Origin of the sequence: Clostridium sp. TF11-13AC, assembly GCF_003481065.1 — a bacterium.
GTDB lineage: Bacteria > Bacillota > Clostridia > Lachnospirales > Lachnospiraceae > Otoolea > Otoolea fessa.
The window spans coordinates 577,740-590,971 of the sequence record NZ_QUKJ01000002.1; the positions used below are offsets into that span (position 1 = coordinate 577,740).

The 13,232-nt window shown below is 50.1% G+C and carries 4 protein-coding genes; all 4 read left to right on the forward strand.

Annotation, left to right across the window (positions count from 1 at the left end):
* Positions 1-123 precede the first annotated feature (123 nt).
* Positions 124-540 (forward strand): hypothetical protein, encoded by a 417-nt coding sequence (locus DXD12_RS07020; protein WP_118637889.1) that lies wholly within the window; start codon positions 124-126, stop codon positions 538-540.
* Positions 541-574: 34 nt separating this feature from the next.
* Positions 575-7,273, forward strand: coding sequence for a YDG domain-containing protein (locus DXD12_RS07025; protein ID WP_118637891.1), 6,699 nt, complete (start codon positions 575-577; stop codon positions 7,271-7,273).
* A gap of 323 nt (positions 7,274-7,596) precedes the next feature.
* Entirely contained in the window at positions 7,597-8,106 is a 510-nt protein-coding gene (locus tag DXD12_RS07030; RefSeq protein WP_118469480.1) for a heme-binding protein, read from the forward strand.
* Positions 8,107-8,365: 259 nt separating this feature from the next.
* Positions 8,366-13,195: a cytidyltransferase-related domain protein gene (locus DXD12_RS07035; RefSeq protein ID WP_118637973.1), complete on the forward strand. Its 4,830-nt coding sequence runs from the start codon at positions 8,366-8,368 to the stop codon at positions 13,193-13,195.
* Positions 13,196-13,232 lie beyond the last annotated feature (37 nt).

The following is a 13,232-nucleotide window of genomic DNA, read 5'->3' on the forward strand; positions in this document are numbered from 1 at the left end:
TGACCGTTTGCGTCGATGTGGTTTTCATTAAATCGCTCATTTGGTATGCTTATAGTATAAAAGTTATGACTTGAAATGTAAATGAAATATTGTTACAGAAAAATCAAAAAAGGCAGGTGGGATATGGTACGGGTAGTGATATATGGAGAAAAACCGACCGACATTGAAGGACTGGAAAAGATGCTGCGTGAAATATTGACTGAAAACCGCAGATGGCCGATGATTCACACGTATATCAGCGATCTGGACGCATATCTGCACTTTGTAAAGGGGAATCCCTACCTCATTATGCTGGCGTCCGTGCAAGGCAGACAGGGAGTGGAAATCGTAGAAAAAATCCGGGAAAATAACCCGGCGGCGTCCTTAATCTGGCTTTCCGACCGGGACAATGCCCTTGAATCCTGGCGGCTTCATGTGACTGCATTCGGGGTATTTCCGACGAAAAAAGAAGAATTAGAAGAACTTCTGGCGGCGTGCAGCGAAAGCCTGCTGGATCGGAAGAAAGAGTATTTTGTTCAAGTGGGAAACAGACTGAAATAGAAAAATTCGCTCAGAATAAATGGAGGAAAACAGCATGAAAAAGAAATATAAGCGTGCCCTGGCAGCGGCGCTGGCGGCGGTGATGATATGGAATACCTGTGACTGGCACCCGCAGGTGCTGGCAGGCAGTTCGGTGCAGTATATCGAGGAAGTGAAGGAGCTTTCTGATGAAATCCTGCATCAGGAGGTTCCGTATGGAACGAAATATAAGGATCTGGAGCTGCCGGACAAGCTGAAGGTGCGGGTTTTGGCAGAAGAAGCATCGGATAAAGAAGACGGTGCAGAAGATAAAGATGGTGCGGAAAAGATTGCTACGCCGTCGGAGCTTCAAAGCGGAGACGGTAAAGTGGAAACAGAAAAAAAGTCTCAGACGCTTTCTTCATCTGAAACAGATGGTATAGTTCGGAAAGCCTCCCCATCTGAGGCAGATGTTACAGAAAAATCGGAAATAGGGGGGGTGGATGACACTGAGCAGAAAGCATCCCCATCCGATGCGGAGGGGACGAAAACCGATAAAAACTGGAAGGAAGTAAAGGTCCGCTGGGTTCTGGATGAGACCTTCAGTGAGAAAGATACATACGACGGAGAAACGCCGGGTATCTATGTGTTTGATGCGGAATTGAAAAGCAGCCGCTATGAACTGGATACCGGCTTTTTGCCAAGCATCGAGGTGACGGTGCTTCCGGAAGAAAAAGGTCCGGCAATCATCGGATTTTCGGAGTTAGATGAGGCAGTTGCGGTGCAGAAGCTCCCTCTGGGTGCCAAAGAAAGCGATATCATCCTTCCGGATACACTGGAGGTTGAGGTGGAAGAGGAGGATGAAACGCTGGCGGAAGACAGCCAGAACGTGCATCTGGTGAAAGCAGTGGATAAGGGCACAGAGAAAGATACAGATGCGGAAACGGCAGTCTGGCAGATTTCCGGCATAACCTGGAAACTGGACGAAGAGCAGAGTGACCTTCCGGAGTTTCACGGCGGCATTTCCGAAAAAGACTATTTCGATGAATTTGACGAAAACGGCGAGCCGGTCGAGACTTCGACGAAGACCTGGGCGGGCTATGAGGAGGCAAATCAGGACTACAACGGCTGTGCCTATGTCTACACACCGGTTCTGCCGGAGAAATATTCACTGGGAGAGGAGGCAGAGCTTCCGGAAATCTGCGTTCTCGTAGGAGAGATGCAGCTGATGACTCTGGCAGGCGGGGAGTATAATCTGAATAATGAGCCGCTACTCATTAATAGTGATAAAAAAGATGAGTTTAACGGAAAAACCATAACCGGCAACTATTGCCCGAGTACCCGACCGGATAATCCTCAATACATCAAGGGCGGTATCACAATTGATAATGTTACGGTCGATTTGACGATTAAAGATGTAACGATCCAATCTGAAGGGGCCAGTGGATGGAATCTGGCAGGTATTTACCTGAAAGGCAATGCCCAGCTGAATCTGACCTTAGAAGGAACCAATACACTTGTGGGACTGGATGAAGGAGCCGGAATTGAGGTGGGAAAAGGAGCAACACTGGTTATTACGGAGAATAGTACCGGAAGCCTGAAGGCAGTGGGAGGTGCCTATGGGGCCGCCGGTATCGGAGGAAAAGGAACAGCAAGTGACGAAGGTGCAGATAATAACTGTAGGACAGGAACGATTATAATCAAGGGCGGAACTATCGAAGCTGAAGGTGGAGCTTATTGGGTTTCCTATTCGAGGGATTATCATGGAGGAGCCGGAATCGGAACCGGTCGCTATGGAATCGGCGGAACCATTAAAATACTGGGTGGAACGATAACCGCAAAAGGAGGAAGGCAGACAGGAGCTGGAATCGGAGGCGGAATGGGTGGAAGTGTAGACACGATCGTGATCGGCGGGAGGAAAGACGAAGCTCCCAATATAGCCGTATCTTTTTATAAGAATGAAAAATCAGAATATCTGGGAGCTGCCATCGGCAGCGGATGGAATGGAGTGACTGATTTAAAATTATCCTGTGGCGATATCCAGATATTAAGTGGATCTGTGAAGGTAACGGGTGGAAATATTGGTTATGGAGAGTTATGGCCTCTTGATGGAAATGGAATGGAAGGCGGCAGTGTCACTATTTCCGAGGAGGTGCAGCTGGAGCTGCCGCTTGAAAGCAAGATTGCGCCCCGAGGAGAAGAATGTACCTACGGGAAAAAAACATTCCAGATCACCGCTTATGATAACCAGCTACAAAATGAAACCTATCAGGCTGACATAGCCCTGTATTGGAAAAATGATACAGAGAGAAAAAATCCGGTTTATGAAAAAAGCACTCAGATGACCGTCTCAGGATTCAGGGGAACGATACCGGATATAACCCAGTGGATGGGCTATTCCGGAAATATGCAGATGGTTGTAGCGCTGGAGCCTTCCGGTGGCGGGACAGTTAAGACGATGGAGGGAAGCGTTGTTCTAAACAAAGGAAAGGATGAAACCATCTCCGTCACGCTGGGAAAAGCCGCTTACCAGAAGGCAATGGATCTGACCATCCATGATGGCCGTTTGAGGGACGATAAGAATTATACACTGACGGTTCAAATCGGGGAAGAAGCAAGTGAAGGCAGCGCTGCACCGGATGTAGTAACCTATTTATCTCAAAAAGCTTCCGGTTATCAGATAAAGACTGGTAAAGTCAGCTGGTATACGCCTCTGTCCGGAGAGATTCCGGTATCGGTTCAGGTACAGGAAGAAGGAGAAAATACGAATAGCTTTACAGTAACCGGATCCCTCTCGATGAAGTCAGAGAAGGAAACGAATCTTTCCCTTACCATCGGAGAATCCCTGTATCCTGTCCGGTTCCACTTCTACTCATCAAAGGTGCAGGCGGCAGAGAATGTATCCCTGACAGCCGAACGGCTGGCTGGAGCTGCTTCAGAAGCTTCGGTGGATTTAACGCAGGACAAAGGCCAGTTTGCCTTTGACGGGAAGCTGACAATTGATGAAGCAGCAGGCAATCATGCATATGCTCTGGCATATCTTCCGGCGGGAAATTACCGGTTTTTGATAAATACAGGCATCAGAGAATTAGGCAGCTCCGGTGGAAGATTTACTATAGACAGCGGAACGGTAAAGGCAGAGGATGCAGGAACGGATATCATCATATTAAATGATGCAGAGGCGTTGGAGGGAGAGCTGGATCTGTCCCTTGGAAATATATCTTTTTCCGAGGAAAATGGTCAGTTGGCAATTTCATATTCTAAAACAGATGATTCCGGCAAGGTGGTTACAGCAAGGCTAATAGACCAGTCCTATGATAAATGCTATCGGATCACTTCATCTGGGAAAGTAGAGAATTATCATCTCTCTGTGAATACCCCAGCTTCCGAGGAATTAAAGCTCGTATTAAGGAACCTTACGATTACACCGGCAGAGGCTATCGCACCGATTCAGATAAACGGAGCGTCCCATGTGACTACCTATCTGGAAGGGGAAAACAAGATTTTGATTAATAAATCAGGGAAATCTTCATCTTCACCTGCCGGCATCAGCGTGGCAAAAGGTGCGAAGCTTACGATTGACAGTGAACCGGAACAGCAGGGCTCCATAGAGGTGCTCAATAACACAAAGGTAAGCAAGACGGGTGCAGCAATTGGAGGAAATGTAGGACAGGATACAGGAATCATTCACATCAAGGGGGGAACTGTAATTGCAAAAATGACGGATTACAATCCTAGGGGAGCTGCCATCGGTGCTTCGGCAGGAAAAAGTGTAGAAGAAATACGGATTAGCGGAGGAGTTGTAACTGCAAAAGGTAGTTGGGGTGCCGGAATCGGAACAGGAAGTGCTGATAGCCAGGAAAGAACCGGTAAAATCGTGATAGAAGGCGGAACGGTGAATGCAAGCTCGGAGAACGGTGCCGGAATTGGAAGTGGTATTGGATATGCCCGTAGTAAACCGGCGATAACTGCAGAGATTGAGATTCATGGCGGAATGATTACAGCTTATTCTGAACGGGGAGCCTTCATCGGAAGTGGTTTGGATAGTTCGTCGAAGGTGCTGATTGACGGTGGTACCATATGTCTGGATAAAAAAACGACAGGGTATAGGAAAGTAGCACATATTGGGATGGGAGAAAGTAGTAATACACAGGTACAAACTGATGTGACGATTACGGGTGGAACGATCTGTTTGAAGGAGGCGGATGGATATATACCGCGACCGATCATTTATGGCTGGGAGCAGGTAGGCAAAACGTGGCAGAAGAATAATACAATAAAAGATGGGAACGGTACCCCGGTTTATTACACCACAGCGGATCTGACCGGTATCTATGATAATAATACACTGGTTGGAGATGCAAGTATTGAAGAAAGCTCCTACGGCTTTCAGGATGTCCGGACAGATTCCAGCGGAAAGCTCTATATGTACCTTCCGGCTTCGGAGGCAGTGAAAGCCTCCTTTGGCGGTGTGGAATTTACCGGAAAGGTTGAGGCAGGTAAAGATGAGAATGTATTGGAGCGTGAACAGACTTCTATTGATTATCAAAGGGAAGTCCTGAAAAATACGGCTCTGTATGAGCTCGAATATGCGGAATCCGAGAATTCTGCAACTTGGACGAAGATCCGGGCAGGAGGCGAAGCTTCTCTGACGAAAATTCTGGACAATCAGCCGGAGAATGCGAGAGAGATTACCCTGTATGTGCGAAAGGCAGCCGCAGGTTCCACAGCAGGTGAAGCAGCCGCAATAACGATTCCGGTAAGACCGGCAAAACCGGATAAGATAACAAAGGTAACGAAAACCAGCAACTCTATCAAAATTGTCGAGCCGACTGATGCCAAGTATGAGTATGGAATTGCTGAATCTGAGTCTGGTGAGCTTCAATGGCGGACGGAGAAGACGTTTACGTCACCGAAGCCGGCTAACACCTATTATATAACCCTTCGCGTGAAAGCAACAGACAACAGTTTTGCATCGAAGTCGGCTGATCGCTTATCTGTGACAACGCCGGATATCTTACAGTTCAAAGGTCCCGCTGGCGACGTATCCTTTGAAGCGAATGGAACCTATGGACAGGCACTTTCAGAGATTCCGGTACGGCTGGCAGAAGGATTTCAGGTTGTTAATTATAATAGATCACCGGTTTTAGGAACATGGAAGTTCAGTGCGGATCAGAGCGGAAAGTCCGCTTCCTCCATTTATCCGGAGGTAACGGGAACCACTGCATATCAGGCAGAATTTATACCGGATGGAGCGTCGGAAGGGCAGTATGGAAATAGTTTGAAAAGAAGTGTGATTCCGGAGATATCTCCGAAAGAGTTGACCGCAGTTGTTACGACACCTATTGAAAAGCCTTATGACGGAAATACCGACATCGCATTAGCGGCGACGGTAGCGATAGGAACTCCGGGCCCAATCTATACCATCCGCGGTCTGAAAGGAAACTTTGAAGATGCCAATGCCGGAACCGGTAAGACGGTAACCATTGATTCCTCAGAGGCAAAGGTTGAGACAGGCGAGAGTGCAGTGAATCTGCAGAATTACCGTATCATATATCCAGCCCAGACCGGAACGATCCATCAGATACAGGGTTCGGTTTCGATCGATCCGCAAGCATGGACCGGAGAAAAAACCTATGGAGACGACAGCTTTTCCTTGACAGGTGTGAATGTAGTGGGAGATGGAGCTCTGAACTATACAAGCTTGGATGAAAATGTTCTCACCGTGGACGCACAGGGACAGGTGACCATTAAAGGTACCGGTTCTGCAGATGTAAGCATCACCATGGCAGCGGGAAGAAATTATCTTGGTACAACTACACCTGTAAAGAGAACTATAAACATTCATAAAGAAACACTCACCCTTACGTTAACGGCTGTGAACCGGACGACCGGAGTGCAGCTTTCGAAAGAAATTCTGGGAACAGAGGAAGAGAATTTTGATATCATTGCCAGAGTGCAGGGCGTTTACCAGGACAAGCTGCAGGGTTATGTTCATTTCTATGATAATGAAAATCCGGATGCAGATATAGTTTCGGTAGGGGAAGATGGAACCGCTGTACTTAAGTGGATGAAGCCGGGAGAATCATTTGTAGGCACCCACACAATCAAAGCCGAGTTTGATTTTGGTGAATTTGATACGTGGGAATCCAGATACAACACACCAGCTCCGGCATCCCTTACATTTGAAATCAGTAAGGCAGCTCCACCGGCAGAGGATAAGCCAGATAACTCCGACAAGCCAGAAGACTCCGACAAGCCAGACCAATCAGGCAGCCAGAGCGCTTCCTCCGGACGTGACAAGTCTTCCGGCAGCGGAGCGACCAGGCAGGATCCGGTGAAGGGAAGAATCAACAGCAGCATAGGTATTCTCACGGGAACTGCCAACAGTACGGCCAATGACGGAAAGAGTCACTGGATGCAGGATGAACATGGATGGTGGCTGCGCTTCGCAGACAGCAGCTACCCGAAGGCAGAAAAACGCGGTACAAATGGCATTGCATATGCATGGGAGCAGGTAAACGGCAACTGGTGGGCGTTCGATGAAAGCGGCTATATCAAGACCGGCTGGATGCGCGACGAAGACTATGGCGGCTGGTTCTACCTCGATCCGGAACACGGCATGCAGACCGGCTGGGTCCTGATTGACGGCAAATGGCACTATTTCCACCCGACCTCAGACGGAAGAAAAGGCATCCTGTATGTCGGACGTCTGACACCGGACGGCTACTATGTAGATGAAAATGGTGTGTGGGATGGGAAAGACAGACAGTAAAAAGAACATTTAGGTCGAAGTTTGATTGATTGCGGCTTCTATCTAAATACCTTATGAAGCCGAGTCAAAATGAAATTCCAATGTGTTTACAGCTGTATTCATGAAAAAATATAATGAGCGCAGGAGAAAAGAATGCGGCTGCGAAGCAGACATATTCTTTTCTTGCGCCATTAACGAACGAACAGCCATGCGAAGCAGGGCGGTAGAGCGCGATAGCGCGGGTTCGTGAGTGGACGGGTGAGAATACGTATGATATAATGAACCCTGGGGGATCATAATCTGATTCACAAGGGGAAAACAAACCGACACAGGAGGGGGAACACATGAAGAATTTCTACACCGAAGAACAGTGGAATGAGATTCTGAAACAGCAGGAATCCGTACTTTGCTACGACACATTTACCCGGAAACAGGCGCTTGAGCTGGGGCTTTTGATTGCAGAGGTCACGGAGAAAAAATATCACGGTTCGGTCGCTGTCCGCATCGTGGAGGACGAGACGACCGTCTTTGCCTACAAGATGGAGGGCGCGACGCTGGAAGCAGACTGGTGGATGACCAACAAGCTGGCAGCATCGCGGCTCACGGGGATGAGCTCGCTGCGGGCGCTGACGGCATCGAGAGCCGGAGAACTGGAAGCATCTTGGAAAGTGCGCGAGGAGAACTTCTTCGTGTGCGGCGGCTGCATTCCGGTTTTCATGAGAGATGGAAGCCGTCCTTTTGCCTATGTGATGGTATCCGGCATGGAACACTGGGACGATCATCAGGTGATCGCGGATGCGATGGCGAAACAGCTGGGAGTTGAGATTCCGGAGATTCGGAAAGAGCAGCCATAAAACGATTGACTTGTAAAAACAAAGACGTTTGCAGAAATGGAAGGTAGATGAGCTATCTGCATTTTTGCAGGCGTCTTTTGTGGTTTTACTGTGCCGTATGGCGATGAATTATCCGTTATTTTGTATGGCGCACTTCCCCACCTGGTGGTATAATTCAAGTATTATAAAATTTGATATGAAAAGAATATTTGCAATGACTCAGATGGTTTTTGCACAGCAAAGAAGCATCTGAGAGATCCAGAGAATGTGAGGGATGTGGATGAGTAAAAAAGAGGTACGTCAGGCGGCTGCGGAACTGACCGAGCGCCTTTGTGAAAAAGACTTTTTAGACCGGTCGGGGCTGAGCCGGAAAAATGTCATGATGCTCATGAACAAGGATCACTGGGAGGAACAGTTTGCCCATATTTTCCCGATTAAAAAACGGATTTCCTGCAGGGCGGTTTACGAAATCTGCGAGGAACCGTTAAGCCTTTTAGGGCATGAGCCGGAAGAGGGCTGGATGAAGTTTACCTACCAGTATGTGTGCCATATTCTCTACCCGGATGCGGAGTTTAAGAAGAAAAATGCTGCTTTTTCCGCCGGTGCGGAGTTCTATCTGGCAGTGCTTCAGTTCGTGTTTGACCGCGAGCGGGCGGTGCTTCCGTACAAACCGATGGAGGACTTTGCATTTTTGGGTGATGAGGAAGCTTCAAGCTTTGAGTGCGCGGCAGAATACAGCCGTTTCAAGAAGTTTTTCGCACAGGAATACATCTATGAGATGATGCGCCTCAATGCGGAGGTGACGCCGTTTCGGACGCTGGAACACATCGCGGGTGTGCATTATGTCGCGATGACGGTGGCACGCGGGCTTTATGCGGCGGGAGTTCCGATCGATCTGACGCTGACCTCGGGCGCGGCTGCGGGACATGATCTCGGCAAATTCGGCTGCAAGCCGAATGAGCGGGTTCCGTATCTTCATTACTATTATACAAACCAGTGGTTTAACAACCATTCGATGGAATATATCGGTCATATCGCGGCGAACCATTCGACCTGGGATCTGGAACCGGAAAACCTGTCGGTTGAATCCCTGGTGCTGATCTATGCCGATTTCCGTGTAAAACAGAGCCGCGGCGACGACGGGCGTGAGATTACCTACATTTCCAATCTGGATGAGGCGTTCAACGTCATCCTCTCGAAACTCGACAACGTGGACGAGGTCAAATTAAACCGTTACCGCTTTGTTTATTCCAAACTGCATGATTTTGAGGATTATATGCGGTCTCTCGGTGTGGATGTGGATTTGAATGGACACCCGAAAAAGCCGGAGGTGCTGCCGGATATTTCCCTTCGGAATGCAGAGCAGACGGTGCAGTCCCTCGTTTTCATGGGTATCGAGCATAATATCCGCGTTATGCATCAGATGGGGGCGGAACGCCAGTTTGGCAATCTCCTCGAGGCGGCGCGCAGCGAGAAGGATTGGAAGAGTGTCCGCGCGTACTTAAACATTTTCCGTGAATATTTTACATACACAAACGACAAACAGAAAGAGCAGACGCTGGGCTTTTTATATGAGCTTCTGATGCACCGTGAGGGCGACATCCGCGCGCAGGCGGCGAGGCTGATCGGACACGTGATCGCGCAGTTCAACGCCGGTTACCGCAAGGAGCGCCCGGCGGGCATGCCGGATATTGCCGAGGAGCGCGTGATGGAGATCTGGAAGCAATATCTGGAAATGATCATCCGACCGGATCATAAGCTGATGCTGCAGCAGAAAAGGCGCATCCGTTATCACCTGAAAAATGTGCTGGCATCGGTGGTTGATCATGCGACGCCGGGTGATCTGCGGGAATTTCTGGAGGCATTTCTGGTTTGGTATGACCGGGCGGAGGAGCTGGATCCGGGCGAGGCATTTTCCCTGCTGGATACGGTGCATTTCATGCCGTTTGATAAACTGAGCGAAGAGGAACTGGGGAAAATCGCAAAATTTGCCCTGATTGAGTCGCAGAGCGGGGAACCGGATGTGCGGATCGCATCGTGGCGCGCGTTCAAGCTTCTGACGGCGTACCAGCCGGATCATCCGTGCTGTGCCGAGATCGGCGTGTGCGTGAGGGCGGCGCAGGTTGAGGACAATATCACGATGACCTTCCTCAAATACCGCGTGTTAAGTAACCTCGGAGAGGACACGGCGAGAGAACAGGAACTTTTGTATGACCGCGATGTTGTCTCTGATATTTTCCTGGATAACCTCAAAACAGCGACGCCGTGGGTCATCAAGTCGGCCAATATCAAGCTGCTCGTCAATCAGATCGCCCATGGCAAACAGGAACATATGCTGCATATCGCAGCGCATCTCTCAAACCTTGTAAAAGTCAGCGAGCACGTGATCGTGCGCCATGATGCCGGAACCGCCCTGCTTCGCATCATCGGGCTTCTGACACCGGATCAGAGAAATGAGATCGTGGTCGAGCTGATGAAGGGGCTGGAAGTCGGTGAGTACGAATTTTCCAAATATATTCCGCAGTATCTGGGGCAGGCGGCGCTGTGGCTGCCGCCGGAACAGCTGGAGGAGATCGTTTCCTACCTGCATGGCATGATGGCAAATGCAAACGACCAGATAGTCTCGGTTGCGCTTGATACGGTCGGCGTGCTGCTGGAACGGTATTCGTGCTACCCAGAGCGCTTTGCGGAGGAAAAAGAGGTATGCGAGGAACGGCGCGGACGTCTGCTTGGCATCCTGCTCAGCGGTCTGGCGAATTATCGCGAGTCGGTGCGCCAGGAGGCGATGCTGGTGCTGGGGCAGACCGTCTTCGGCTCATCCTGGATGGAGTGCCGGGAGAAAAAAGAGCTGTTCGCCCTGTCCTTCCGCAAGATGCTGTTCTTATTCAATGAAAATAAGGGAAATGAGCTGACGGCATTTTATCGTGCGGCGTCCCTTTCTAATATTTACCGGTTCATCACGCAGTACCATATGACCGAGGGCAATTTAGAGATCAAAGAGCGGAACCAGGTGGCATTCTTCCCGGGCACATTTGATCCGTTTACGCTGTCGCACAAAGAGATTGTCCGCGAGATCCGCGACCTCGGCTATGAGGTATTTCTGGCGGTCGATGAATTTTCCTGGTCGAAAAAGGCGCAGCCGCATCTGATCCGCCGTCAGATCGTGAGCATGTCGGTGGCGGATGAGTTCCATGTGAACCTGTTCCCGGATGATATTCCGGTCAATATCGCCAATCCGGCGGATCTGAAACGCCTGAGAGAGGTGTTTTCCGGAAAAGAGCTGTATATCGTGGTCGGCAGCGATGTCATTGCCAATGCCTCTTCTTATAAGAAGAAACCGGTCAAAAATTCGATTCATTCGATGAACCACATCGCGTTCCGCCGCGTGGGTGATGTCAAGGCGGACAATAAATACAACCGTCAGATGATGGATCAGATCAGCGGCAAGGTTGTGGAGCTGGAGCTTCCGGAGCATCTGGAGGACATCAGTTCGACGAGAATCCGTGAAAATATCGATCTGAACCGCGATATTTCGAATCTGATTGACCCGTCTGTGCAGGAATATATCTATTACAATGGTCTGTATCTGCGGGAGCCGGAATATAAACCATATATCCGCGCGCGTGCGATCTCCTATGAGGAGGTGGAGATGCCGGATGAAATGCTTCTGGCGGAAATTTCGAATTTCGTTCTGCGGGACGAAGAAGATCGGGAGGACCTGTTAAATTCGATGAAGGAGTCGGGCGACCGGCTGCTGCTTCTTAGGAATACCGTGCAGGAAAACCGGCTGGTCGGCGTGGCACGGCTTCGCTATCTGGCGCCGGATGAGCTGTTTGCCGTCCTGGGACAGGTCAGTCTGGCAGATCAGGTGCGCCGCCATACCTACGGTGAGATTCTTCTGATTTCGGGTATCTATGTCGAGCGCGATCCGATGATCTACGACGCGGAACAGCTGCTTTTAACCGAGGCGATCGCACGGTCCTTTGAGTATAAATGCGGCTATGCACTTTTCTTCCCGGCAGACGGTTACTGCCCGGAGCGCGTGCTGTCGGCGGTGGTCCGCCAGGGCTTTGTGAAGGCGCCGGAATCCCCGGAAGACGCGCCGCTCTATCTGGTCGATATGCATGCGCCGCTTGTATTAGTGCAGAATCTGGAAACAACGTTAAAAGAACCATTTTCCAGCAATCCGCGCGTTCTGGATGCGATCTACAAGGCGCATCGGGAATTGCAGATGGCGATGACGCGCTTCTATCCGGGACAGCTGGTTCTTTCGATGTCTGCGAGCGTGATTTACCATCGTCTGGTGGAACGGATCACGGCGTTAAATGGTGTGCCGCGTGACCCAGTGACGTCGAGACGCCTCGGCGGGGCGATGTGCGTGCCCTTCGGCAAGATCCTGCGTGGAAAAGTTATTCCGAATACGGTGACGAAGACGCTGCATACAGATAAAGTGTACGATCCGGAGCTGAAAGAGAAGTCGATCGAAGCATTCCCGTACTATTCGCCGCTGCGAAGCCAGATCAAGGCTATCAAGTCCTTTGACCGCCCGGTGATTCTGGTGGATGATCTGCTGCATCACGGCGGACGTTTCGAGGCATTGGAACCGATGCTGCGCGAAGAGGGCGTGGAAATCAAAAAATTGGTGTTAGGTATGATTTCAGGCTACGGACGCGACACGATGGCGACGAAGGGCGTGCCGGTAGACAGTATTTATTATATTCCGAATCTGCGGAACTGGTTTGTTGAGTCCACACTGTACCCGTTCATCGGAGGCGATACGGTGCGCCGCGATACCGTGAAGGTGGCGGGACTGACGCCGTCGATCAATATGATCCTGCCGTATGCCGCACCGCCGGTACAGGGAAGTACGCCGGAAGCCGCGTTTGAGTTCTCCGCGTGCTGCATCCGCAACGCGCGCAACATTCTTCTGGTGCTCGAATCCGAGTACCGGGCGCTGTTTGCGAGAAACCTGACCTTAAGCCGCTTGTCTGAAGCGGTCATCCTGCCGCTCTGCCCGGATAAAGGCGAGTGTGTCAGCTACGATCCGAATCTGGCAGCGTCGGTGTATCTGGAAAATGATTTGGAGATGCTGTATCGGACGCGGAAGTGAGAAATTATGTCAAATAACGCAAAATAATATCATATAA

Coding starts and splice junctions, on each gene's coding strand:
- DXD12_RS07020 (WP_118637889.1), top strand. CDS start 124: ATGGTACGGGTAGTGATATATGGAGAAAAACCGACCGACATTGAAGGA.
- DXD12_RS07025 (WP_118637891.1), top strand. CDS start 575: ATGAAAAAGAAATATAAGCGTGCCCTGGCAGCGGCGCTGGCGGCGGTG.
- DXD12_RS07030 (WP_118469480.1), top strand. CDS start 7,597: ATGAAGAATTTCTACACCGAAGAACAGTGGAATGAGATTCTGAAACAG.
- DXD12_RS07035 (WP_118637973.1), top strand. CDS start 8,366: ATGAGTAAAAAAGAGGTACGTCAGGCGGCTGCGGAACTGACCGAGCGC.